Origin of the sequence: Corynebacterium minutissimum, from assembly GCF_016889765.1 — a bacterium.
GTDB classification, from domain to species: Bacteria; Actinomycetota; Actinomycetes; order Mycobacteriales; family Mycobacteriaceae; genus Corynebacterium; species Corynebacterium minutissimum_B.
The window spans coordinates 2,095,642-2,118,368 of sequence record NZ_CP069533.1; the positions used below are offsets into that span (position 1 = coordinate 2,095,642).

23 protein-coding genes are annotated in these 22,727 nt (G+C 59.6%); 15 read left to right on the forward strand and 8 right to left on the reverse strand.

Annotation, left to right across the window (positions count from 1 at the left end; all coding sequences use genetic code 11):
* Positions 1 to 56: 56 nt before the first annotated feature.
* Complete coding sequence (locus I6J26_RS09790) at positions 57 to 1,055, forward strand: ABC transporter permease (RefSeq protein WP_115021430.1); 999 nt, start codon at positions 57 to 59, stop codon at positions 1,053 to 1,055.
* Between the two features lie 84 nt (positions 1,056 to 1,139).
* Here the strand turns inward: I6J26_RS09790 and I6J26_RS09795 are convergent, their stop codons facing one another.
* Positions 1,140 to 1,829: a resuscitation-promoting factor Rpf1 domain-containing protein gene (locus I6J26_RS09795; RefSeq protein WP_115021431.1), complete on the reverse strand. Its 690-nt coding sequence runs from the start codon at positions 1,827 to 1,829 to the stop codon at positions 1,140 to 1,142.
* A 531-nt stretch (positions 1,830 to 2,360) separates the two neighbouring features.
* Here I6J26_RS09795 and I6J26_RS09800 point away from each other — a divergent pair.
* Complete coding sequence (locus I6J26_RS09800) at positions 2,361 to 2,741, forward strand: cold-shock protein (protein WP_039674441.1); 381 nt, start codon at positions 2,361 to 2,363, stop codon at positions 2,739 to 2,741.
* A gap of 120 nt (positions 2,742 to 2,861) precedes the next feature.
* Here I6J26_RS09800 and I6J26_RS09805 read toward each other — a convergent pair whose 3' ends face one another.
* Positions 2,862 to 3,461 carry a DUF2771 domain-containing protein gene (locus I6J26_RS09805; protein WP_115021432.1) on the reverse strand — a complete coding sequence of 200 codons (600 nt, stop codon included), beginning with the start codon at positions 3,459 to 3,461 and terminating at the stop codon, positions 2,862 to 2,864.
* An 11-nt stretch (positions 3,462 to 3,472) separates the two neighbouring features.
* Positions 3,473 to 4,339 carry a glutaminyl-peptide cyclotransferase gene (locus tag I6J26_RS09810; RefSeq protein WP_395858294.1) on the reverse strand — a complete coding sequence of 289 codons (867 nt, stop codon included), beginning with the start codon at positions 4,337 to 4,339 and terminating at the stop codon, positions 3,473 to 3,475.
* A 56-nt stretch (positions 4,340 to 4,395) separates the two neighbouring features.
* Here I6J26_RS09810 and I6J26_RS09815 point away from each other — a divergent pair, with 56 nt between their 5' ends.
* The 3 genes from I6J26_RS09815 (at position 4,396) to I6J26_RS09825 (ending at position 7,413) form a co-directional block, all read left to right on the forward strand.
* Positions 4,396 to 5,025, forward strand: a complete 630-nt coding sequence (locus tag I6J26_RS09815) for a DUF3027 domain-containing protein (RefSeq protein ID WP_239121872.1) — start codon at positions 4,396 to 4,398, stop codon at positions 5,023 to 5,025.
* A gap of 124 nt (positions 5,026 to 5,149) precedes the next feature.
* Positions 5,150 to 6,553 (forward strand): NCS2 family permease, encoded by a 1,404-nt coding sequence (locus I6J26_RS09820; protein ID WP_115021435.1) that lies wholly within the window; start codon positions 5,150 to 5,152, stop codon positions 6,551 to 6,553.
* A gap of 38 nt (positions 6,554 to 6,591) precedes the next feature.
* Positions 6,592 to 7,413 carry a TrmH family RNA methyltransferase gene (locus tag I6J26_RS09825; RefSeq protein WP_115021436.1) on the forward strand — a complete coding sequence of 274 codons (822 nt, stop codon included), beginning with the start codon at positions 6,592 to 6,594 and terminating at the stop codon, positions 7,411 to 7,413.
* Here I6J26_RS09825 and I6J26_RS09830 read toward each other — a convergent pair.
* From I6J26_RS09830 to serC, 3 genes are all read right to left on the reverse strand, one after another.
* Positions 7,365 to 8,195, reverse strand: a complete 831-nt coding sequence (locus tag I6J26_RS09830; RefSeq protein ID WP_115021437.1) for a DUF6928 family protein — start codon at positions 8,193 to 8,195, stop codon at positions 7,365 to 7,367. The genes I6J26_RS09825 and I6J26_RS09830 overlap by 49 nt on opposite strands.
* A gap of 16 nt (positions 8,196 to 8,211) precedes the next feature.
* Complete coding sequence (gene sepH, locus I6J26_RS09835) at positions 8,212 to 9,426, reverse strand: septation protein SepH (protein ID WP_115021438.1); 1,215 nt, start codon at positions 9,424 to 9,426, stop codon at positions 8,212 to 8,214.
* Positions 9,427 to 9,580: 154 nt separating this feature from the next.
* A complete protein-coding gene (serC, locus tag I6J26_RS09840; RefSeq protein ID WP_115021439.1) occupies positions 9,581 to 10,711 on the reverse strand; it encodes a phosphoserine transaminase in 1,131 nt (376 codons plus the stop codon).
* Positions 10,712 to 10,861: 150 nt separating this feature from the next.
* Between serC and I6J26_RS09845 the strand changes: the two genes are divergently transcribed.
* From I6J26_RS09845 to I6J26_RS09870, 6 genes are all read left to right on the forward strand, one after another.
* The gene (locus tag I6J26_RS09845; RefSeq protein WP_115021440.1) at positions 10,862 to 12,154 is read left to right on the forward strand and encodes a citrate synthase; all 1,293 of its coding nucleotides are present in this window, start codon (positions 10,862 to 10,864) and stop codon (positions 12,152 to 12,154) included.
* 163 nt (positions 12,155 to 12,317) lie between these two features.
* Complete coding sequence (locus I6J26_RS09850; RefSeq protein WP_039674461.1) at positions 12,318 to 12,674, forward strand: FKBP-type peptidyl-prolyl cis-trans isomerase; 357 nt, start codon at positions 12,318 to 12,320, stop codon at positions 12,672 to 12,674.
* A gap of 191 nt (positions 12,675 to 12,865) precedes the next feature.
* Positions 12,866 to 13,726 carry an aldo/keto reductase gene (locus tag I6J26_RS09855; protein ID WP_115021441.1) on the forward strand — a complete coding sequence of 287 codons (861 nt, stop codon included), beginning with the start codon at positions 12,866 to 12,868 and terminating at the stop codon, positions 13,724 to 13,726.
* A 477-nt stretch (positions 13,727 to 14,203) separates the two neighbouring features.
* Positions 14,204 to 14,548 (forward strand): DUF485 domain-containing protein, encoded by a 345-nt coding sequence (locus tag I6J26_RS09860; RefSeq protein ID WP_070673170.1) that lies wholly within the window; start codon positions 14,204 to 14,206, stop codon positions 14,546 to 14,548.
* 3 nt (positions 14,549 to 14,551) lie between these two features.
* Positions 14,552 to 16,198 carry a solute symporter family protein gene (locus tag I6J26_RS09865; protein ID WP_115021442.1) on the forward strand — a complete coding sequence of 549 codons (1,647 nt, stop codon included), beginning with the start codon at positions 14,552 to 14,554 and terminating at the stop codon, positions 16,196 to 16,198.
* A gap of 264 nt (positions 16,199 to 16,462) precedes the next feature.
* Positions 16,463 to 17,236, forward strand: a complete 774-nt coding sequence (locus tag I6J26_RS09870; protein ID WP_239121765.1) for a hypothetical protein — start codon at positions 16,463 to 16,465, stop codon at positions 17,234 to 17,236.
* A gap of 7 nt (positions 17,237 to 17,243) precedes the next feature.
* Here the strand turns inward: I6J26_RS09870 and I6J26_RS09875 are convergent, their stop codons facing one another.
* On the reverse strand, positions 17,244 to 18,170 hold the full coding sequence (locus I6J26_RS09875; RefSeq protein WP_115021444.1) for a DUF1906 domain-containing protein: 927 nt from the start codon (positions 18,168 to 18,170) through the stop codon (positions 17,244 to 17,246).
* Positions 18,171 to 18,389: 219 nt separating this feature from the next.
* Positions 18,390 to 18,818, reverse strand: coding sequence for an OsmC family protein (locus I6J26_RS09880; RefSeq protein ID WP_115021445.1), 429 nt, complete (start codon positions 18,816 to 18,818; stop codon positions 18,390 to 18,392).
* A 138-nt stretch (positions 18,819 to 18,956) separates the two neighbouring features.
* Here I6J26_RS09880 and I6J26_RS09885 point away from each other — a divergent pair, with 138 nt between their 5' ends.
* From I6J26_RS09885 to I6J26_RS09900, 4 genes are all read left to right on the forward strand, one after another.
* Positions 18,957 to 21,197, forward strand: coding sequence for a LamG-like jellyroll fold domain-containing protein (locus tag I6J26_RS09885; RefSeq protein ID WP_115021446.1), 2,241 nt, complete (start codon positions 18,957 to 18,959; stop codon positions 21,195 to 21,197).
* 178 nt (positions 21,198 to 21,375) lie between these two features.
* The gene (locus tag I6J26_RS09890; RefSeq protein WP_239121766.1) at positions 21,376 to 21,750 is read left to right on the forward strand and encodes a TetR/AcrR family transcriptional regulator; all 375 of its coding nucleotides are present in this window, start codon (positions 21,376 to 21,378) and stop codon (positions 21,748 to 21,750) included.
* 11 nt (positions 21,751 to 21,761) lie between these two features.
* Positions 21,762 to 22,118: a hypothetical protein gene (locus I6J26_RS09895; RefSeq protein WP_115021448.1), complete on the forward strand. Its 357-nt coding sequence runs from the start codon at positions 21,762 to 21,764 to the stop codon at positions 22,116 to 22,118.
* 377 nt (positions 22,119 to 22,495) lie between these two features.
* A complete protein-coding gene (locus I6J26_RS09900) occupies positions 22,496 to 22,717 on the forward strand; it encodes a DUF2871 domain-containing protein (RefSeq protein ID WP_258553367.1) in 222 nt (73 codons plus the stop codon).
* Positions 22,718 to 22,727 lie beyond the last annotated feature (10 nt).

A 22,727-nucleotide genomic window follows, 5' to 3' on the forward strand; every position in this document is an offset into this window, starting at 1 on the left:
AACACTATGCTCCACTTTGTAAGTGAAACACTGTGATCCATTTTGGAGGGTGGAGAATGCCAAACGCGATACCTCAGGAAAAGAAAAAGCCGTCTGCTGTTGCGAAGTCGATTGCAGCGATCGTTGGAATTCCCATTGTCATTGGTCTTATGCTGTGGGCATTCCTAGCGCCAACCTTCGCTTCGGGGCCCGCAGGCGTTCCAATTGCGCTGTCTGCGCCGGAACCCATGCAGGACAGCATTGTGCAGAAAATTGAAGAAGGGGCAGGTGAGGACGCCCCGGAAATCGTCGTCAAGCACGGCGAAGAAGAAGTACGTGATGCGGTTCTCAATCGTGAGGCTGTGGGAGGATTGGTCCTTGCGCCAGAGGGGGCGAAGGCGTTTACGGCCTCCGGAAATGGTGCCCCCTATGTAGCGCTTATCGACGGCATTGCGAGCCAGCTTGAGGTCCAAGGTATGTCCGTGGAAAAGGAAGATATCGCGCCCACGACTACTGATGACCCGCAAACCAGCGGAATTGCGCTGCTTGGACTGCCGTTGGCATTTGGTGGTGTCATTTCCGCTGTGATTGCGACCTTTGGGTTCCGTGGCAAGAAGTGGACAAAGCTGGGAGTCCTGTGTGGCATTGCAGTGCTGGGTGCGCTCGTCGCCACGTGGATGCTGCACTCGGTTTATGGAACTCTGGGCGGCAGCTTTGTTGCTGAGTGGGCGGCCATTGCATCGGGTATTCTTGCAACGTCCCTGTTTACCGCAGGGCTTGCAGGCCTCATCGGTGCCGCGGGTATTGGTATCGGAGCGATCCTGACCATCTTCCTGTCTAACCCTCTCTCCGGTCTGGCCACAGGACCGTGGCTCTTGCCGGCAGGGTGGTCGACGCTGGGGCAGTGGATGCCGATTGGCGCAACCGGCTTCCTCGTTCGATCACTGTCCTTCTTTGATGGCCAGGGAAGCGGCAGCGCATGGTGGGTACTCGCACTGTGGATTGTGGTCGGACTGGTGCTGTTGGTCTTTGACCGTTCCAAGTCGAAGCCTGTGGTTGCAGAGGTGGCTGAATAGACAAAGGAACACGAAAGGGGGCCGACCGGATAGTGTCCGGTCGGCCCCCTTCAGTGTCTGCGCTGTTGTGAGCGCTAAGTCTTTTTAGGACTCCTGGGCGGCGGCGATGATGCTCAGGAACTGTGCCAGCGGGTCGATGACGTGGCGATTTGCGGAGTAGAACGCATCGTAGTCGTGGCGGTTAGCCTTGTACTGCTCGGTGAAGGATGCCGGGATGGTCAGGCCGTACTGGGTAGCGGTGTCCTCAACCAGGGTGTAGAGGGCGTCAACGGCCAGCTCGTCGGTCGGCTGCTCCTCGGCAGCTTCCTTCACGACCTCCGGTGCGTCAGCCGGAGCCTTCGGTGCGGTCTCTTCCTTAGCCGGAGCCGGGGTTGCGGCCGGTGCCGGAGCAGCGCTGACGTTGCGCGGGGTCGGAGCGGAGTTCAGGCCCAGGCTTGCGGAGCACGCCGGCCATGCGCCCCAGCCCTGCTGTGCCAGGGTGCGCTCAGCAACAGCGATCTGCTGCTCGCGGGTGGCCAGGTTAGCGGTCGGAGCGAACTCGCCGCCGCCGTATGCCTGCCAGGTCTGAGCGTTGAACTGCAGGCCGCCGTGGTAGCCGTTGCCGGTGTTGATGGCCCAGTTGCCGCCGGACTCGCACTGTGCGAGGCGGTCCCAGTCAGAATCCGGGGCAGCGGCAGCGTTCGGAGCCATGATGGCTGCGGCGGCGCCCACTGCAACGGTGGAAGCGGCGAACTTGGTAGCGATGGACTTGTTCTTAGCGGAGTGGCGTCCCATTAAAGTATTCCTTCTCTAGGTTGTCTCTTGCTTTCTCGCGCCCAGATGATGCCCAGTCCGGCAAATGTTTATGTGAAAGATGTTCATTTTCATGCACATCATCGTTGGCCGCTGTGTGGAAGCCCGGACTGTGTCTGGGGCGAGACTTCCACGGCCGGCGGCCGAAGTGCCTGAGGGAAACAGTAGCGGTTTATAACGAATCAGTCACGTTAAATGACTCAAAACGGTAACAAGAGCCGTGATATAAGCCTGTTTCCCCAGCTCGCGCACTTAATGTTAGGTATGTCACACATGTAACGGGTGTGGTGGTTGGGTCGATACCTAACGTGGGTTTCTTCGGTGGGGGCGCTAAGGGTTAGAATGAGTCTCTTTATTAGTTCCACCGGACAGTTCCTGTGCGCGGCCTGACAAACCTCAACCGAGCTTCGCCGCGCCTCCTCACCCCGGAAGTTGAACGCTCATGGGCTACGTGCCCCCGGCAGCGCTTAAACTTCTATAGAGGAGAGACGGAAAGAAAGTGAGTGAAGAACCATGCCTATCGGCAAAGTGAAGTGGTATGACGCCGACAAGGGGTTCGGCTTTGTGAGCAACCCCGGCGATGAAGACGTCTACGTGGGCCGCAACGTGCTGCCAAAGGGCGTTGATGAGCTATTCCAAGGCCAGCGCATCGAGTTCGACTTCGCCGCTGGTCGCCGCGGCCCGCAGGCCCTGCGCGTCAAGGTGCTCGACGCACCGCGCCGCCGCACTCCGGCCCGCAAGCCGGAGGAGCTGTCGAGCATGCTTTCCGACGTCATGACGTTGCTCGAGACCCAGGTCCAGCCGGTCTTAAGCCAGGGCCGCTACCCAGAGCGTAAGACGGGCCGCCAAGTGGCAGAGATTCTGCGTGCTATCGCGAAGGACTTGGATAGCTAAGGGCTTAAAGTCTTGAAAAGTGCCCTAACTGACGAAAGTCTGGCTGATTTTTGAATGATCAGTACTACTTTTGGCAGTTAGGGCACTTTTGTTTGTTCGGAAGGGAATGCTGCAGCGCGGCTACTTGTCTGTAGGAGCTTCTGCGGGTGTCTCTGCATCACCGGTGGCCTTGGATTCCTTGAGCTCCTCCTCGGTCATCGTGGAGAGGGACCACACGGTGTGCATCGGGGTTTCCTCGCCGTTGGCATCGTGGCCAATCATGAGGGTGGAAATCTCCACCACCATCAGCTGTGGGCGCTCGCCCGTGGAGGCCTCGATGGGGTCGACGGAGCCAGGGATCTCCAATGAGGTGGTGTCGTTGGCGCCGTGAGAGGTGCTGTCATTGGCGGCTGGGTCATCGTAAATCGAGAGTACGGACCACTCGTGGTTGTAAATGGCCTCGGGGATTTCCAGCTTGAGAGTGTCATCTGGCCCCACCGTGAGGTTAGGAACTTCGCCTTCCTGGCATTCGGTTCCGGGCTCGCAGATGCTGTACGGCGAGACCTCCACGGTCTCATCACTCACCGAGGCCGTGATGGTGACGTCCTGCGGCTCGGGGCCGGGGCGGTCATTCCACCATTTCTGGAATAGCACTACCGCCACGACGATCACCGCCACGGCGATAATGAGCGCCAGAAACTGCAGCAGTGACTTTTTCCTTGTTTGCTTCACGGTTGCCATGGCTGAGAATCCTACTCGAAGCGCACTCGGTACAAGTCATCCCAGAGCTTGCCGGTGATCCAAAACTCGTCGGTCCCCGGGATATGGGCAATGCCGTTGAGCACAGCATTGGGGTCGTCATAGGGACGGTGATTGAGATCTGAGGTGTCGATTACCGCGGTGACCTCGCCGGACTCAGGATCGATGCGCAGGATGTCCTCGCTCATCCACACATTGGCATAGACCTGCTCGTCAACGCATTCGAGCTCATTGAGATTGTCCACGGGAGAACCATCGAGGGTGACCGTAGTGCGGGGGCCGCGTTCCGCGAAGGTCTCAGGGTGGAGGTGGCGTAACTCGGCGGAACCATCGGACATGATGAGCTCGGAACCGGCGTTGCACAGGCCCCAGCCTTCGCCGTCATAGTCGGCACGGTTGAGCTCAGCAAACGTGGTGGAATCGCGCAGTATGGCCGTGCCGGTTTTCCATGTCAGCTGCCAAATACCGGCATCGGTTTGGGTAATGCCTTCGCCGAAGTGGGAGTTGTTAAGCGCAATCTCTTCCAACGGGTTGAGCGATCCCGGCCGCACGCGCAGAAGCCTGGATTTGCCGTAGAGACCCGTGCCGATGAGTAGGTTGCCGTCAGGGTCTACTTCCAAACCCTGGGTAAAGGTGTGGGGGAGAAGCGGGACGGTGTCGAGGACGGTTAGCCCTAGGCGTTCGGCCTTAGTCGCGCTCGCGGAAGCATCCTGGGAGATGGCATGCGTACTTGGCGCAGTGTCGTCGCCTTCGGGGCTTGAAGAGCAAGAGGAAAGTGGTGCGAGAAGGGCCGTGGAGGAGAGTACAGCGGCAGCAAGGCGGGGTACGCAGTTGCGGGAAAAGAGGGCCATGTCTGTCATTGTGCACTATGGTGACGGCCGTGATGAATAATGAGAGGGTGACTCGCAAGAAAAAGATGCATTCTCCGCTCCTCGATTCCGCCGCAGTTGACCTGGCGCGCCGGGCTGTGGAAGAGGTGGGTGAGGGGGACGTCGGCAAGCACCGCGGCGTCGCCGGAGTCGGCCGCAACGTGGCTACTCACCGCTTTGAGGCGCACGTTCCTGGCTACCCCGGCTGGGAGTGGCATGCTGTTGTCGCCTGCGCTGAAGGGTCGCACACGCCGACGGTCAACGAGGTAGCACTGGTCCCTGGCGGCCAGGCCCTCCAGGCCCCGGAGTGGGTTCCCTATTCCGAGCGGCTGCGCCCAGGTGACCTTGGCCCCGGTGATCTGATGCCGCCCGCGCTTGACGACGACCGCCTCGATGACGGTGAGCTTTCTGAGACCGGTCTCAAGGAGGCTAAGGAACGCTGGCGCAAGAAGTACGGGCCAAACTCGGAGATGGCCGCACAGGCACAGCTGCAGTGCAAAACCTGCGCTTTCTTTTTGAAGCTTCTGCCCAATTTTGGCGTGTGTGCCAATGAATACTCTGCGGACGGCAAAGTGGTACACGCCACCTATGGATGTGGCGCGCATTCGGGTACGACCATCCGTGAAGAGGGATCTGAGCAGGAAAGGCCCTTCGACGACGAGAAACCAATCTTTTAAAGCGCTCGTCACCTCCCGCACGCAGCGATGATGTAGCGGGCGGGTTTTGCGTTTTAGTGCCTGGGTGGAGCACCCTTAGCAGGTAAAACTTCATTTCTCTAGATAGAAGGGGCGCTCTCTCACGATGAACGCAGCTATCGATCGCTATTTCAAGGTCACGGAACGTGGCTCCACTATCGGCACCGAGGTGCGTGCCGGTGTGGTCTCGTTCTTTGCGATGGCCTACATCATTCTCCTCAACCCTCTCATCCTGGGCACCTCGGAAGACTCCGCCGGAACTACCCTTGGCATCCCCCGGGTGGCTGCCGCTACCGCTCTTGTGGCCGGTGTGATGACCATTGCCTTCGGTGTCATTGCGCGCTACCCGTTCGCCATGGCGGCGGGCCTGGGCATGAATACCTTCGTGGCCGTGACCATGGTGTCCCTCAATGGGCTGGAATGGCGTGAGGCCATGGGCCTTGTCGTTATTGAAGGCATCATCATTGTCCTGCTGGCTATCTCCGGTTTCCGCCAGGCCGTCTTTGACGCCATCCCTGCCTCCATGAAGGCGGCGATGGGTGTCGGTATCGGCATGTTCATCGCGCTCATCGGATTCGTGGACGGCCACTTTGTCACCCGTGTTCCGGATGCGGCGATGACGACCGTTCCGGTGGGCCTCGGCGTTAACGGCTCCATTTCCACCTGGCCGGCCTTCGTCTTCATCGTGGGCCTGATTCTCTCCGGTTTCTTCGTCATCCGCCAGGTGCGCGGTGGCCTTTTCATTGGCATCGTTATCACCACCATCATCGCCATGATCATCCAGGCTCTCACGGGTAGTGAGGGCTGGGGCATGGCTACGCCGGAAATCCCGAGCTCCCTCGGCGGCATTCCGGATCTGTCGATCGTGGGCCAGGTCGATCCCATTGGTGCGTTCACCAAGCTCGGCGTGGTCTCTACCGTGCTGCTGATCTTCACCCTGCTGCTCACCAACTTCTTCGATGCCATGGGCACCATGAACGGTCTGGGTAAGCAGGCCAACCTCGTCGATGAGAACGGTAACCTGCCGGACATGAGGACCGCGCTGGTCGTCGAAGGCGTGGGTGCCGTAGCCGGTGGTGCCGGTTCGGTGTCCTCCAACACGGTCTTTGCGGATTCCGCTGCTGGTATCGGCGATGGTGCCCGTACTGGCCTGGCCAACGTCGTCACCGGTGTGATCTTCCTGCTGGCCATGTTCCTCACCCCGCTCTATGAAATTGTGCCGATTGAGGCTGCCGCACCGGTGCTCGTGATCGTGGGTGTCATGATGGCCGCGCAGCTGAAGGACATCGCCTGGACCCGTATGGAGGAGGCCATCCCGGCCTTCCTCACCATCGTGGTCATGCCCTTTACCTATTCCATTGCCAACGGTATCGGCGTGGGCTTCATTGCTTATGCGCTCATGGCTACCTTTGCCGGCAAGGCCAAGAAGGTCCACTGGATCATGTGGTTGGTGGCTGCGCTCTTCGTGGTCTACTTCGCCATGGGGCCGATTACCGCAGCGCTGGCCTAAGGGCCGATTCACGCGAACCCACCGCTAAACTGGGGCCTATGCGTTTTATCATCGATGACCCTGCAGACCCTCGCCTCGACGATATCCGCGACTTGAAACATGCGGATAAGTCCGGCGAGGGTTTCGTCTTTGGTGAAGGCCCCTTGTGCGTGGAGCGCCTGCTGGCCTCGCGCTTTCCGGTGCGCTGCATCATTGGTTTTGAGGCCAAGCTCGATACTTTCCTGGAATCACATGATGTAGGTGACATCCCTGTCTACCAGGTCACCCGCCACACCTTGGGGCAGGTCACCGGCTTCGATATGCACCGCGGCCTAGTGGCTGCCGCTGACCGCGCTGAAGCGTGGAGCGTAGATGAGGTCATCGACGGCGCCCGCACGCTCGCCATCATGGAGGGCGTGGGTGACCACGAAAATATCGGATCCCTGTTCCGCAATGCAGCCGGAATGGAGGTCGACGGTATTCTGCTCGGCTCCGGCGCTGCTGACCCGTTGTACCGCCGCTCGGTGCGCGTGTCCATGGGGCACGTGCTGCGCCTTCCTTGGGCACGCTTCGAGGGCGGCTTTACCACTTGGCAGCGCGGGTTGGACAAGCTGCGCGACAAGGGCTTTAGGCTCGTCTCCTTGACGCCGCACCCGGACGCCGTCCACATTGCGGAGGCCCTGGACGGCGCTGAGAAGGTAGCACTCCTTGTCGGCGCGGAGGGCCCAGGCTTGACCGAACATGCGATGAAGGCCACCGACGTGCGCGCCCGGATCCCCATGGCGGAGGGGACGGATTCACTCAACGTGGCAACGTCCGCGGCGATTGCTTTCTACGAGCGCCAGCGTTCCCAGAGGGCCCGGGACGTCGAGACTGCGTAGCGGCGCACAAGCCCACCTAAATGCTTGGCGGTGCGCACGATTTCCTCACCGGTGGATTCCGGCTCGAGGTCGTGCTCCTCGTAGTCGTCATAGTCATGGAGCCCGAGCTTAGCCACGGAGGTCGTCGCCACCTCGGCCACGCTACGCCGTGGGGGAGGGGTATCGACTTTTGGCTCGGGGCGGCCGTCGGTGGCATAGCCCACCACGTCCACGTCGGGGCCATCCGCGCCGACCTCGATGCCGAGCCAGTAGGCTTGGGCGGCTTCGGTAATGCTCTGCGGCTCGAAGGGCAGCGCGATGCCGCCGACCGGCTCATCCTTTTCACCCGCCCAGTAGGGCGCCTCGAAGGTTTCCGGCAAGCCGTGATCCTCATACAAGTTAAGGCGCGTTCCACATAGGGAGCGGCGCAGGCGCGCGCCCGTCCAGTGCGCAAATCCTGCGTAGCCGGTGTCCTTGTTTGAGGAAAAGGCATAGATTTCGTGGGCCGGTACGGTCTCGCGCAGTGACCGGGAGAGCTGCGAGAGGGTGAGCTGGTCATCACGGATGATGGTCTGCACCACGGTCACGCCGGGGTAGCCGCCGATGTAGAACTCGCTCGTGCCGGGCTCGGCGGAGCGGTTCAGTGGGAATTGTCCAATAGGAGTGACGGGCAGTGCCGGGTTGAGCTGTGCTAGAAATTTTCGGCCGAAGCCGCGGTCGGCCTTAGGCTCACTGCGCAGGACCTCAGCGGGGTCGGACGCAGTGACGTACCAGAGAGTGAGAACGGCGCTTTGGGTGTCCACGGTGTGTTACCTGAATTTACTCGCGGGGGCGCTTCGTGTTGGCACGAACGCCGAGCAGAACATCCTCCCAGTGCGGGGTGACAGCCTTGCGGCGGCGCTTCGTCGGTTTTGGCTCCGGGTCAGGATTCTGCAGAAAGTCCTCGTCCACGGCGGAGTCCTTGTCCTGCGCGGCGTCAGGTTCTGCTGCCGCTGCTGGAGCATCCTTCTCGCTCGTGCCGCGTGAAGCATCATCCTCGGCATCCGCAGCTGGTTCCTCGCCACCACGCGGCGACGGGAGCACCGAGGGCTCCGCATAGTGATCCTCGGACTCGGCATCGGAAGCGCTGCCGGAGTACACAGACAAATCCGTCACGCTCGGGTCACCGGCGCGAGCAGACTCAATATCCTCACGCTCTCCGAACTGCTCACGGCCGTCGATGGCTTCGTCGTAGCGCTCGCCGCGTCCTACTGAGGTCAGCGAGCGAACCGGCTGCACAAAATCAGGGTCGGTCAGGTCCGCAGCCACGGAGTTGCGCGCCTCCACGGTAGCCGGGGAGGTCATGGTCTGCTTAAAGGTCCACTCCGCCTCATTAGAGGACAGCCCGGCCTTCCACGTGATGCGCAGAATCCAGGGTTCGCCCTGGTGGCGGTACGCATCCCACGTGGACTCAGAGAGGGAATGCCCGCGTGCGGCGAAGGCCGTGGCGAGGATTTCCCACAAGGTAAGCTTGGCCGGTCCATCCTCGCGGATGGGGTGGGCTTGCTTGGCGACGTCCGCAATCCGCGCCCTTTCCAGCAACACCGGATGGGCAAAAGGCTCGATACGTGATTCGGGGACGCCGAGCTCTTCTGCAATCTCGGCAGCGGAGGCACCCGCGCGAATGCGTGCCTGAATCTCGTTTGGGCGCAGACTGATGGGCTGCGACGAGGCGGACGAGGCCTCTGCCTCCTGAGACTTATACGAAGAGGGCATGACCGTGTGAAGGCCAGTGGAGTGCACCTGTGCGGGTTCCTGCGTCTCAGCAGCGTCTACCTCAGTCCCGGCGTCAGTCTGTTGTGTGTCCTGGACTGCTGCACCATCCGCTGGGGCATCTGCGGGGTCTGGGGAGTCTACAGCGCTGGTGGAACTGGCAGGCGCGAGCAGCTCACGAAGCTCGTCGGTGACTTCGAGGAAGAACTCCTCGCCATCCTCTGCTCGGAGGACGAGCGAGGTGTCAGTTGAGTCGCTGGGTGCGAGGAAAATCTCGCGCATGGTGGCGCTCCTTAGCCTGGTAGCGGACATGTGATGAAGTCCACTTTACCCAGAACATGCCCCAAACTCCGGCAAGAGCGCGGGGCATGTTGAGTGTCTCAACAATTCGTTGCAGCAGAAGTTGCTGTGCGGAGCAACAGGTAGTGAGCGAAGGCTAGTGGTTATCTAGCACGTAGTCGATGGACTTGGTGAGCTTCGTGATGTCCTCGGCATCGATGGCCGGGAACATGCCCACCCGGAGCTGGTTGCGGCCGAGCTTGCGGTAGGGCTCGACGTCGAGAATGCCATTGGCGCGCAGGGTCTTGGCTACGGCAGCGGCATCGACAGATTCATCGAAGTCAATGGTGCCGACCACGAGCGAACGAGCGGACGGCTCCGTCACGAACGGTGTGGTCTCCGCGCGGGACTCGGCCCAAGTGTAGAGGATGGTGGAGTTGTCCGTGGTGCGCTTCACCATACCGTCGAGGCCGCCGTTGGCGTTCATCCACTGGACCTGGTTGTCCAGCATGAGCAGCGTCGCCACCGCCGGGGTGTTGTAGGTCTGGTTCTTGCGGGAGTTATCCACCGCAGTTTGTAGGTTGAGGAAAGCCGGGATGAAACGATCTGAAGAGTTGATCTTCTCAATGCGTTCGATGGCCGCCGGGGACATTGCCGCGAGCCATAGGCCTCCGTCGGAAGCGAAGCACTTCTGCGGGGAGAAGTAGTACACGTCTGCTTCAGCCATATCAACCGGCAGGCCGCCAGCGCCTGAGGTGGCGTCGACAACGACGAGTTGGTCAGTATTGTCCGGGTGGGGACGGGTCACCGGCACCATGGCGCCGGTCGACGTCTCGTTGTGTGCCCACGCAATGACATCCGCGCCGTCGGCATCGGCAGTCGCGGGGTCAGGGGCAGTGCCGACCTCAGCCTCCGTAACGAGAGGAGTGTCGAGCCAGGGCGCTTTGTCGGCGGCTTTGGCAAACTTTGAGGAGAATTCGCCGAAGCTCAAATGTGCGGACTTGTTCTCAATCAGTCCGAAGGTAGCTGCATCCCAGAATGCCGTAGCACCGCCGAGGGAAAGGACGATCTCGTAGCCTTCCGGCAGGGAGAAAAGATCGCAAAGGCCTTCACGAATGGAGCCGACCAGATCCTTGACTGCCGGCTGGCGGTGGGACGTGCCGATAATGGAGTCGGCGCCGGCGGTAATTGCCTCAATTTGGGCGGGGCGGACCTTGGAGGGGCCGCAGCCAAAACGTCCGTCGTGGGGAAGGAGATCTGCTGGCAGGACGAGTTCTGTGTTGCTCATGTGGGCAGTCTAGCCCAATTTCATTCGCCCACTAGATATTTTGCCAGGATTGCCAATGTTGGCAGAGTCACAAATTTTGCTAAAGTGTGAAGAGGTTTAATTAGGTCGCGTCGGCGTGAGCCGGCGTTACATATTGAGAAAGGAAAGCTCGTGGCTTCTGACGCGAACAAGGTCGTACTGCACTACCCCGGCGGCGAATACGAGATGGACATCAAGCAGTCCACCGAAGGTGACTCTGGCTTCGATATTGGCAAGCTCCGCAACGAGACTGGACTGGTGACCTTCGACCCGGGTTATGCAGCTACCGGTTCGACCGAGTCCAAGATTACGTTCATTAACGGTGAGGAAGGCATCCTTCGCCACCGCGGTTATGACATCGCTGACTTGGCGGAGAACGCTTCCTTCAACGAGGTGTCTTACCTGCTTATTAAGGGCCACCTTCCGACCGAGGATGAGCTGTCCAAGTTCAACCTGGAAATTCGTCACCACACCCTGCTGGATGAGGACTTCAAGGCTGCGTTCAACATCTTCCCGCGTAACGCGCACCCGATGGCGGTTCTGGCCTCCTCCCTTAACATTCTCTCTGCTTACTACCAGGATCAGCTCAACCCGCTGGATCCGGAGCAGTTGGATAAGGCCACCGTTCGCCTGCTGGCTAAGGTACCGATGCTGGCTGCTTATGCTTACCGTGCATCCCAGGGTAAGCCTTACATGTACCCGGATAATAAGCTCAACGCGCGCGAGAACTTCCTGCGCATGATGTTTGGTTACCCGACCGAGGAGTACGAGGTTGACCCGGTCGTGGCCAAGGCTCTGGACAAGCTCCTTATCCTCCACGCCGACCATGAGCAGAACTGCTCCACCTCCACCGTCCGCATGATCGGTTCCGCACAGGCCAACCTGTTCGTGGCCATCGCCGGTGGTATCAACGCCCTGTCCGGTCCGCTGCATGGCGGCGCTAACCAGGCGGTTCTGGAGATGCTTGAGGATATCCAGAACAACCACGATGGTGACGCTACCGACTTCATGAACCGCGTGAAGAACAAGGAAAAGGGCGTCCGCCTCATGGGCTTCGGCCACCGCGTGTACAAGAACTACGACCCGCGCGCGGCCATCGTCAAGGAGACCGCACACGAGATTCTTGAGCACCTCGGCGGCGATCCGATGCTGGATCTGGCTATGAAGCTCGAGGAGATTGCGCTGAATGACGACTACTTCGTCTCCCGCAAGCTGTACCCGAACGTCGACTTCTACACCGGTTTGATTTACCGCGCTATGGGCTTCCCGACGGACTTCTTCACCGTCCTCTTCGCCATCGGCCGTCTGCCGGGCTGGATTGCTCAGTACCGCGAGCAGCTTGAGCTCAACACCAAGATCAACCGCCCGCGCCAGATCTACACCGGCGAAACCCTGCGCAAGGTCACCCCACGTAGCGAGCGCTAAACGGCGGTCTTCTACAGGCCACGCGTGCGCGGTGTAGGACCCCATACGCTGCACTTCTAGGGCCGAGCCACCTGTCACCCCTTATACTAGGAGCGATGTGGCTCGGCCTGACGTGCATGTGGCCACCAAAGAATAAAGATTTATCCAAGGAGGAGAACCCCCAATGGACAAGCCCGTAATCGAGCCGGCCACCGAGCCCGCTCCCCAAGACCTTGTCATTGAAGACATTGTGGTGGGTGATGGTGCCGAGGCCCAGCCGGGCGGCTTCGTTGAGGTCCACTACGTAGGCGTTGACTACGAGACGAACCAGGAGTTCGATTCTTCCTGGGGACGTGGTCAGTCGATTGAGTTCCCGCTGACCGGCCTTATCGCAGGCTGGCAGGAAGGCATTCCGGGCATGAAGGTAGGTGGCCGCCGCAAGCTGGTCATCCCGCCGGAGAAGGCCTATGGCCCGGCAGGTGGCGCGCACCCGCTGTCTGGCCGCACGCTGACCTTCGTTATTGATCTCATTCGCGCCTAACGGCCGTTGGCGCAGCGCTTGCCCCACTTCGCTGTCCTCCGCACTCTTGGATTAAGGAATCTAGGATTGGAGGATAACGAGGTGGGGTCTTTGATTTGCTTCTGCCACTGGATTCCAGCTGAGCGCGCGCACGCGGCATATGGTGTCCCGATTTCTCATCGCGGCCCCACGACAGCGCAGAGTGGGGCACAATGGATGCTATGAGTGTCCCACAAACCACGTTCAATGATGACCGCGAGATGCCGCTGCTGGGTCTCGGAACCTACAAGTTGCGCGGTGAGGATCTCACCCGCTCCGTGCGCGAGGCGATCGACCTAGGCTACCGCCACTTCGATACCGCAACCCTTTACGAGAACGAAGAGGAGTTGGGGCAGGCGCTTGCCAGCGCCATGAAGGCCGGCGATGTCACTCGTGACGAGCTGTTCATCACCAGCAAGGTGTGGCACGACCACCACGGTAAAGGCAAGGTCGACCAAGCTTTCCGCGAGTCCTTGGACAAGCTGCAGCTGGACTACCTTGACTTATACCTCATTCACTGGCCGTGGCCGCAAGGCGGGCTCTATGTCGAGACTTTCGAAGAGATTGCGCGCCTCCAAGGCATGGGGCAGATTGCTTCTATTGGCGTGGCGAATTTTTATGAGGAAACTCTCCAAGAGCTCATTGCCAAGACAGGAATTGTTCCCGTTCTGAACCAGGTGGAACTACACCCAGGGTTCACTCAGCCGGAGCTGCGTGCGTTCCATGACAGCCAGGGCATCGTTACCGAGGCGTGGTCGCCGCTGGCCCGCGGCGTCATCCTCAACAACCCTGAGGTCGTATCCGTGGCCGAGAAGCATGAGATTACACCCGGCCAAGTTGTGTTGGCATACCTGATGGAGAAGGGGATCTCTGTCATTCCGAAGTCCAGCCGCCGCGAGCGCCTCGAAGAGAACTTCGCTGCCGCCGCGGTTGAACTGGATCAGGAGGACATCGCGGTGATCGACTCCCTCGATGGCAAGGAAGGCTTTGGCCGCATGTTCAAGGACCCGCGCGAATTCCCGGGCACCGAGTAGGTCAGCAGTAGGGGGCTGACGTAGCCCGTCTTTCTTCACCACTTCCACTTTTCCTAGTCCACCTCGCAGTTGTTGCGAGGGGGAGGGGGAGAAGTTTAGTGGAATGAAGGGAGACGGGCTTTTCCTATGTCTTGAAGGCGGGGGTAGTGGGACGTTGGTGGGGGAAGGGGGAGGAGATGGGAAGATCCTTCGCAGAGTGCGAAGAAAACGCCCGATTTTCTGCTAACTTTCGGTTAGCTAAATTAGATTTCTTGGCGCGAAGGCTTCGCGGGGGTGTTATGAAGTTTGCTAAAACCGCACGTTAGAAACGCTATTGGGGGTAGGGAAACTAAACTCGGACAACTTTTCTTGGCAGGATTTACAACCTTGCATGACGTGTTCGGTAACTTACTAGGCAGGACAAAACGTGACTGAGGACACTATCTCTCGTCTCTCACATCGGTTTGTGCAGAAATGACCCCTACTAAGGAGAGCGACATGACTGACGCACCTGCTTCGCTTGACTCACGCCGCGAACCCACGCCGCAGGAGTTCATCGAGATGCGCGAAAGCCCGCAGTTTGCCAAGCTGCGCGGCACCTACCGCAAATTCACCTTCCCTATGACCGTGGCCTTCTTCCTCTGGTACGTGCTCTACGTGCTGGCGGCCGTGTTTGCCCCGGAGTTCATGGGAACCGAAATTGGTGGCGGCTGGAACGTAGGGCTTGTCTTCGGCTTGGCCCAGTTTGTGACCACCTTCGTCATCACGTACATCTACGTTAATTACGCCAACAAGAACATCGAGCCGCAGGCAGCGGCCATTCGCCAGGAATTGGAGGGCTAAACAATGCAGACCTTTACTTTGGCCGCAGCGGAATCCTCCGCCGGCAATCCGATTCTGAACATCGCCGTCTTCGCCGCATTCTTGGTTGTCACCATGTACGTGGTGCTTCGTGCCGGAAAGTCCACCAAGGAAGCTTCTGACTTCTACACCGGCGGCGGTAGCTTCTCCGGCCGCCAGAATGGCTTGGCTATCTCCGGTGACTACCTGTCCGCAGCATCCTTCCTCGGCATCGTCGGTGCTGTGGCACTCAACGGTTACGACGGCTTCCTTTACTCGGTGGGCTTCTTCGTGGCCTGGCTGGTTGCTCTCATGCTTGTCGCAGAGCCGATGCGTAACGTCGGCCGCTTCACCATGGCAGACGTGCTGTCCTTCCGCCTGAAGCAGCGTCCGGTCCGCGTGGCCGCAGCTATTTCGACGCTGTTCGTCTCGCTGTTTTACCTCATTGCACAGATGGCCGGTGCAGGTTCCCTCGTGGCTGTGCTGCTCAATATTCACGAGTTCAAGTGGCAGGCCGTCGTCGTGGGCATCGTAGGCATCCTCATGATCGTCTACGTCCTTGTCGGTGGCATGAAGGGCACGACTTACGTGCAGATGATTAAGGCCGTGCTCCTAGTTACCGGCGTCGTCATCATGTGCATCCTTACTTTCGTCATGATCAAGGGTGGCTTCAACACGCTGTTTAGCTCGGCCGTTGACATGCACGCGAGCTCCGCTGTCATCCAGGAAAAGGGCTACGAGGCCTCCCAGATTATGGAGCCGGGCCTGAAGTACGGCAAGAACCTCACCACCAAGCTTGACTTCATCTCCCTGGGTATTGCTCTCGTGCTGGGTGTTGGTGGTCTGCCGCACGTCCTGATGCGCTTCTACACTGTGCCGACCGCAACTGAGGCCCGCCGTTCCGTTACCTGGGCCATCGTCATTATCGGTGCTTTCTACCTCATGACCCTGGTTCTGGGCTACGGCGCTGCGGCCTTGGTTGGCCCAGACCGCATTCTCGCTGCACCGGGTGGTGCTAACTCTGCAGCTCCGCTGCTGGCGCTGGAAATTGGTGGCTCCGTCTTCATGGCGGTTATCTCCGCGGTCGCCTTCGCTACCGTTCTGGCGGTTGTTGCTGGCCTCGCCATTACCGCCTCGGCCTCCATCGCGCACGATATCTACCACTCGGTCATTCGCAACGGTGAGTCCACCGAGGCAGAGCAGGTCCGCGTCTCCCAGATCACCGTGGTTATCCTGGGCATCGCATCCATCATCCTGGGCATCCTCGCCATGACCCAGAACGTGGCCTTCCTGGTGTCCCTGGCCTTCGCCGTTGCGGCCTCCGCCAACCTGCCGACCATCCTCTACTCCCTGTACTGGCGCCGTTTCAACACTGCAGGTGCTGTTGCGTCGATGTACACCGGCGTTATCTCCTGCCTGGTGCTCATCTTCCTGTCCCCGGCAGTGTCTGGCACCCCCACCTCGATGTTCCCCAACGCTGACTGGTCTATCTTCCCGCTGTCCTCCCCGGGTCTTGTGACCATTCCGCTGGCCTTCTTCGCCGGTTGGATCGTCTCCATCATGACTCCGCCGGATAACCTTGAAGAGCTCTCCGCTGAGATGGAGGTTCGCTCCCTCACTGGTGTGGGCGTTGAGGCTCCGGTTGACCACTAAAGGTCACCTGGATCAGTACTTTTAAGGGCTCAGCAGGTAAACTCACACGTCGTGTTTTACCCGCAGCCTTTACACAGGGCGGTATCAGCACGAGCTGGTGCCGCCCTTCTGGCGTGCGCACTTGGCGCATCGGCTCTCAGCGCCTGTACTCCGCAGAATGAACAGGATTCAGACTCCTCGCGTGCAACGAGCTCCGCTCCCGCTACACCGGCGCCCATCTCTCACAGGAGGGGAGCTTCACAGCTGGCGGCAGTCGACGATGAAGTGGGGCAGATCCTCAAGGGCGATGATAAGAAGGCGATAACGTACTACCGCATCGAAACCGGTATGCATATGGGCTCGCCCACTGAGCACACGCCGCGCTATGCATTGAGTTTGATCAAGCTTTACATCGCCTCCTACGTCATCGAGCACGGCTCCTTCGAGGACAAGTACGTAGCACTGGAGATGATCGCTGACTCCTCTGATAAGAGCGCAGGAGATCTTTTCCAGAAGTACCCTCGGTCCATAGACTCCATTGCCAAGGAGTACGGGCTGACTTCTACCAGCGCTGGGAAGGACTGGGGACACTCCAAGACGTCGACTTATGACGTCGTGCGCTTCATTGTCCAGCTCATGGAGGATGACCCGACCCACCCAGTGCTCGTGGCCATGGCCCACGCCGATGAGGTGTCTGCCGATGGGTACCAGCAGGATTATGGCACTGCTGTGCTTAGCGACGTCGTCGGCACGAAGTGGGGATGGTCTGACAGCAAGGACCGGCACTCCTCAGTCTCCTTTAGCGAGAACTTCGTTGTCGCGGCCTCTATCGAGGGTTCTGCCGACGAGCTGACCTCCTACGTCCGCAAAGAAATCACCGGTAAGAACCTAGTGAAGGGAAATAACCTCAACAAGGAAGCCTTGGCCCATCCGGAGGCCTTCTCCTCGACGCCCGCACCGTCAAGCACCACGACGTCGGAGCTGAAGTCAACGGAAAAGACAACGACAAAGGCGACGCCGACAGTCACGTCAACGTCGCCTTCAGCAGACAAGAAGTAGGGAAGCGCTAGCCCATTGCCTTGCGCACGGTGTTGAGAAGATCTACGGCGCCGCGTACCTGGTCGTTGCTCACCGAGGAACCAGCGATAGTGATGCCATCGCCTCCCACGCTGGAGCCGCGGCCGGTGGGGTCAGGAAGGGAAATGTTGGGCAGTGGGGCGTCGTTAGGCACCGCGGGAATGTCCTTGAGCTTCGGGCGTGAGGCAGCCCCCTCGCCCGGTGTCCACTGACCCCAGTCGTGGGCATACACGGTGTTGATATCGCAGGTGATGCCGTCGATAGTGGCCTGGGTCTTGGCTTTCTGGTGGATTGTGGTGCGCGGGTGAATCTTGCCGCCGGAGCCCCAATCGTGCATCCAGAAGAACTCACCAATGCCATCGGCAACGCACCAGTCGATGACGTTGTAGTTGCCATATACGCCGGTCTGGTAACCCGCGGCAGTCAGCGCCGCAGAGAAAGCCTTGAGGTAGGGGCGAATCTGCTTCTCATACTGTGCGCGGGTGGGGTTGTCATCGATGGCGATGTAAATCGGGCGGCCGGTCGGTCCGCCCGCGGCCTTATGGATAGCGATGGCCTGCGGCGCGTGGACACCGGCGCCGGCTGCACCATTGAGCCAGTCAGCGGTCTCGGCGCGACCAAACTGGTAGATGGAGGCGGTCTTAAGGCCCGCTGCGGCATTGGCCTTGGTCTCTGCCAAGGTTACGGGTTTGCCCTTCATCCATTGTGCGTCCGGGCGGCGTTGGGACACGTAGCGAATGGCGCCGAGGTGTCCGGCTGCTTTGATGGCGTTGGCGGAAGGGACACCAGCGGAGAAATCAATGATGGTGCCCAGTGCGGGGCCCACGGCGAGGGCAGCGGGGGCCTGGCTGCCAACGGCACCAGCGGCTAGCGCAATGGCGCTGGCCTTGAATAGGGAACGACGGGACAGGGACACGGTTTTCTCCTCAAGGGGGATTGCGGATGACGGCGGCGACTGGTGTAGAAGGTTGTCGCGCGTCACTACAGTTGATGGTGAAAGTAGTATCTGCAATCACTGTAGTCACATTGGTTTAAAAATGCACCACGCGTAAGGGGGAATATGGCCTTTGTGATGCGCCACGCTTGGAGTGATGCTGACATTGCGCGGCTGCTTGATGACTACGAGGAGCTGGGCTTAAGCTTCCCTCGTACGGAAGGTGACGGTGGTGGGGTTCTCCACCGTGCGGGAGACGGTGCAGTCCTTCTCGTGAGAAATGCGGACTAGGCGCTCAATCATGGACTGTGCTTGGCGGCCGGCATCGGTGTCAGGGAAGCGGAGGGAGAACTCCACGTTGATGTCGCTCAGCCGTGAGGCACCGTCTTCGTTGATGCGGGTGCCGTCCACGTGGACGTTGAAAAGCTCTGGTTCTGCGCGCCGGGAGGTGACCACGTCGACGTCGACCGCCGAGCAGCCCGCTACTGCGGCCAGGAGTAACTCCACCGGACTCAAAAGGCCCTCGCCGGTTCCAAACTCGAGGCTCGCCCCGTCAGCATTGGTTGCGCGGTAATGGCCCGTATCTACGCGGGTGACATCGACTCCGTATTTTTTGGTGACTTCGCTCATGCCCGCCATCCTAGTGGCCGTTCACAATTTAAAAAGAAATTAATATTGCGGCCACATGGGTGCAAACTTCGCAACATATCCTGTTCTTCGTCTCTTTCAATTCAGTAAATCCACCCCCTCACTCGTATAGGAAGAACTATGACTACTCGCCGCTTTCTCGGCACTGTGCTCACCGTTTCGGTGGCCGGAACCTTCTTGGTTGCTCCTGCTTCTGCTGATGAACCAAAGGAGGGCATGGGCTCGCGCTTCACCATCGGCGTGCTGCCGGATACCCAGTTTTACTCCCGTTACTCCACCCCGGAGACCGGCAACCTGGCCCAGGCGCGCTACGGCAGCGAGCCCTACGCCGCGCAGACCGAATGGCTGGTGAAGAACCAGAAGGCCCTCAACATGGACTTCGCTACCCACCTTGGTGACGTAGTGGACCAGCCGGACGTCGACGGCGAGTGGAAGGTCGCTGACAAGGCCATGAAGGTCCTCGATGATTCCGACCTGAACTACTCCATCCTGCCGGGCAACCACGACATGATTGAGGATGCCTCGGCGCACCCCTACAACCACTACTTCAGCGCCGAGCGTGCCAAGGCCGCCAACCCGGATACCTTCCAGGAGCGCCACACCGCAGTTAACAACGACTCCGAGTACCACATTTTTGAGGCTGAAGGCCAGAAGTACCTGGTCTTGGCGCTGGCCTGGCGCGCGGATGACGAAGCGCTCGAGTGGGCCCAGGGCGTTCTCGATGCGCACCCAGACCTGCCGGTCATCCTCACCAGCCACGAGGTTCTCAACATCGATGGTGCTGGTGAAGTCTTCTATTCCGATGACTACGGCCAGGGTCTGTGGGACAAGTTCATCAAGAAGAATGACCAGATCTTCCTCACCATGGGCGGCCACCACCACGGCGCGGGCTACCGCGTGGACAAGAACGATGCTGGACACGATGTCGTAGGCATCCTGCAGGACTACCAGATGGCTTACCAGGGCGGCAACGGCCTGCTCGGTGTGCTTGAGTTCGATCTTTCCGGCAACGAACTGGAGATGACCGCCCTGTCCCCGTGGGTAGCACAGAAGCCGGCTAAGGAGCTCACGCAGTTCGACAAGCTCATCCTCGACGGCAAGGGTGATAGCTACCACGTGCCGCTCAACTTCAAGGAGCGCTTCGCCGACTTCGCTCCGGAGTGGACCATCGGCGATGAGAACGACGCCGATTTGGGCAAGAAGGCCCGCGACATCGTTGAGGAAGGCTACACCCCGTACACCATTCCGGAAGACCAGCTTCCGGAGGGCCCGAACGACTTCGTAAAGTCCGACAACACCGTCTTCCACTGGCGTCCGGGCCAGACCAAGAACAAGGACGGCAAGCAGCTTAGCGACGGCGACGTGGCCACCGAAGGCGCCATCATTCCGGATGCCTTCGGAGCCGACGGTGCTGGTGACCTCGTTCGCGAGGGTGGTCCTTCCAACACGGGTGAGCGCATCACCTACACCAAGGACCACCACCCACTGTCCTCCGACTCTGGTTCCCTCTACTGGTCCGACCCAGCTGGCAAGGCCGCGATGGCGGAGTTCCGGTCCAAGGAAGGCGCTGAGATCAACAAGGTCGATACCTCCGCGGGCTACACCTTCGAGTCCTTCGTGAAGATCCCGAAGGATTTCAACGGCTCTGAGCACGGCTGGGGAAGCGCGCTTTCCCGTGACTCCAGCATCGCTGAGCTTGTCGACGGCTCCGACGACACCGATCCCACCGTCATGTTCGGCATCTCCAACCTGCGTGAGCTGCGCTGGTGGGCGGAGCCGAAGGAAGGCGAAGGCTCGACCGTGTGGTCCCACGAGGTGCCCACCGATGAGTGGATGCACATCGCCGTAGTCAACAAGCCGGATTCCGACACCGTGGAAATGTTCATCAACGGCGCACCCATCCTGCGCAACGCCAAGGGCGCTGAGGGCTTGCTCCCGCGCGACCTGCAGTGGGTCATGGGCGCTGGTTTTGATAACCGCAAGCCGCAGGACCCGTGGTATGGCTGGATTGGTGAGACCCGCCTGACCCAGGGTGTTCTGGACTCCGACGAGTGGCTCACCGCCCGCCCGGCTGTGAAGGATGAGGAACCGTCCTCCTCCGCGACCACCTCCCCGGCTGAGACGACCACCACCGAGCCGAGCACGCCCGCTAAGCCGACCAACACGAAGGAGCCATCCGCTGGTGACATTGGCCAGGCCTTCTTCGCCGGCTCCAGCCGTGGCGCGAAGATTATCCTCCCTATCGTCGCCGTCATCGCAGCCGTCGGCGGCGCTGCCTACGCCCTTATCCCGACCATCAACCGACTCTTCGGCCTCAACATCCCGCAGCCGAAGTTGCCGAAGATTCCGGGCCTGAACTAGTTTCGCCCACGAACGTCCGTCCCCCGTCTCATACTGAGGCGGGGGATTTTCTATTGCGTTGGCACGGAGCGGCGGCCTCTATTTGTTAGAAACATCGTTTTGTTCCAACGGCTTCGCTGTGTGGGCAACAGCGATCTAGTTATGGACAAACCATTCTGGAATGAGTAGTATGAAACTCATGGGACGGCCTCGTAAATTCAATGAAAGAGAAGTTCTTGCCGGCGCGATCACTCTATTTGGCACGAACGGATTCACTGCAGTCTCAGTGGATGATGTGGTGAATCAACTGGGACTTAACCGGTCCAGCTTCTACAACCTTTATGGCTCGAAGCATGGACTGTTTCGTGCAGCAGCTGAAACGGTGTGCGCTGAAGCTGAAGGCGGCCGAGTATCGGATGCGACAAAGGATTTCGTGGTGGTGGCACTGGTTGAGGTGGCGCCAGTCAGTAAGGATTTACGCGAGCTTACCCAGCGGGCTTATGAACTGTGCTTCACCGGCCCTGAATCGCTAGGGCAGCATGTGCTCGCCCGTGCGCAAAGAACTGAAGATTAAGGAGAACCATCATGAACAACAAACTCACTCTGACAGATGCTGAGCTCATCGTCGAACCTCTCGGGCTAGACAAGCTTTGGTCTCTGACCGGCAGCATCACGATTCCGTGGGAGCATGTGCGCGGCGCTACTCATGACCCCGGCATGAAGCACGAACCAAAAGGTTTCCGTGCGCCGGGGCTGCGAAGTGGACAGAAGCTAGCGGGCACCTTCCACGCGGATGGTGGCCGACAATTCTGGAACGTCAGCGGCTATGAGAATGCCGTTGTCATTGAGCTCAAGGAAGAGCACTTCGATCGGCTTATCGTGTCCTTGGATAACCCGGCTGAATGTGTAGCGCGCATCAACGAGAAAGCGCAAGCTGTCTGAGTCTGACGTGTCCCAGCGCCAGTACTCGATGTCATCTACTGTAAATAGTAGGTGAAAACTGCGGGCGAACTTTCGTCCACTAGTTACCGTGAATGACACGTTTATGCTGAACGGATCTCGGTTCTGGAGTTAAAGTGACCCAAGTCTTGTCCTATCTACTCGGACGGAACAAAACCTGGGACACCTCAGTCCTTGGATGTTGAGGGTGTGGCTGGTGCGTCGGCCGGCGGGGTCGGTGAGCCAGTCGGCGGGGGTTGGTGCAACTGTTGGAGGATGATAACCAACTCTATTTGTAGACCTCGGCTAAGTGTTAAGCGTTTTGCCGTTGTTGCCAGATACCAGAAAGTTGGGTTTCGGAGTAGGCGAATTCGGGGTCGATGCTGGTGACGGCGTGGGTGAGTCCCGTGGTGCTTACCGTTGGAATGCAAATTTCACATGGCATTTTGACGGTGCTGGGCAAGGAATCCAACGAGATTTCTGGCATTGCAGGTTTGAGCCACATCTTGATCACGGTGGGGCTGACGGTCTTTCTCGTGAATTTGGGCCGGGCCATCAAGGAACCAGATGCAGGCAGCGCCAATGCTTCGGTGAACGCCTAACTATGAGCGA

What these genes read in the sequence shown, in the direction of transcription:
- serC (WP_115021439.1), bottom strand. Translation starts at nt 10,711, where the DNA reads ATGAGCAACACAGAACTCGTCCTGCCAGCAGATCTCCTTCCCCACGAC.
- I6J26_RS09820 (WP_115021435.1), top strand. Translation starts at nt 5,150, where the DNA reads ATGAACGCAGCTATCGATCGCTATTTCAAGGTCACGGAACGTGGCTCC.
- I6J26_RS09825 (WP_115021436.1), top strand. Translation starts at nt 6,592, where the DNA reads ATGCGTTTTATCATCGATGACCCTGCAGACCCTCGCCTCGACGATATC.
- I6J26_RS09855 (WP_115021441.1), top strand. Translation starts at nt 12,866, where the DNA reads ATGGATGCTATGAGTGTCCCACAAACCACGTTCAATGATGACCGCGAG.
- I6J26_RS09815 (WP_239121872.1), top strand. Translation starts at nt 4,396, where the DNA reads ATGCATTCTCCGCTCCTCGATTCCGCCGCAGTTGACCTGGCGCGCCGG.
- I6J26_RS09885 (WP_115021446.1), top strand. Translation starts at nt 18,957, where the DNA reads ATGACTACTCGCCGCTTTCTCGGCACTGTGCTCACCGTTTCGGTGGCC.
- I6J26_RS09890 (WP_239121766.1), top strand. Translation starts at nt 21,376, where the DNA reads ATGGGACGGCCTCGTAAATTCAATGAAAGAGAAGTTCTTGCCGGCGCG.
- I6J26_RS09880 (WP_115021445.1), bottom strand. Translation starts at nt 18,818, where the DNA reads ATGAGCGAAGTCACCAAAAAATACGGAGTCGATGTCACCCGCGTAGAT.
- I6J26_RS09800 (WP_039674441.1), top strand. Translation starts at nt 2,361, where the DNA reads ATGCCTATCGGCAAAGTGAAGTGGTATGACGCCGACAAGGGGTTCGGC.
- sepH (WP_115021438.1), bottom strand. Translation starts at nt 9,426, where the DNA reads ATGCGCGAGATTTTCCTCGCACCCAGCGACTCAACTGACACCTCGCTC.
- I6J26_RS09795 (WP_115021431.1), bottom strand. Translation starts at nt 1,829, where the DNA reads ATGGGACGCCACTCCGCTAAGAACAAGTCCATCGCTACCAAGTTCGCC.
- I6J26_RS09805 (WP_115021432.1), bottom strand. Translation starts at nt 3,461, where the DNA reads ATGGCAACCGTGAAGCAAACAAGGAAAAAGTCACTGCTGCAGTTTCTG.
- I6J26_RS09850 (WP_039674461.1), top strand. Translation starts at nt 12,318, where the DNA reads ATGGACAAGCCCGTAATCGAGCCGGCCACCGAGCCCGCTCCCCAAGAC.
- I6J26_RS09895 (WP_115021448.1), top strand. Translation starts at nt 21,762, where the DNA reads ATGAACAACAAACTCACTCTGACAGATGCTGAGCTCATCGTCGAACCT.
- I6J26_RS09865 (WP_115021442.1), top strand. Translation starts at nt 14,552, where the DNA reads ATGCAGACCTTTACTTTGGCCGCAGCGGAATCCTCCGCCGGCAATCCG.
- I6J26_RS09860 (WP_070673170.1), top strand. Translation starts at nt 14,204, where the DNA reads ATGACTGACGCACCTGCTTCGCTTGACTCACGCCGCGAACCCACGCCG.
- I6J26_RS09810 (WP_395858294.1), bottom strand. Translation starts at nt 4,339, where the DNA reads ATGACAGACATGGCCCTCTTTTCCCGCAACTGCGTACCCCGCCTTGCT.
- I6J26_RS09900 (WP_258553367.1), top strand. Translation starts at nt 22,496, where the DNA reads ATGCTGGTGACGGCGTGGGTGAGTCCCGTGGTGCTTACCGTTGGAATG.
- I6J26_RS09790 (WP_115021430.1), top strand. Translation starts at nt 57, where the DNA reads ATGCCAAACGCGATACCTCAGGAAAAGAAAAAGCCGTCTGCTGTTGCG.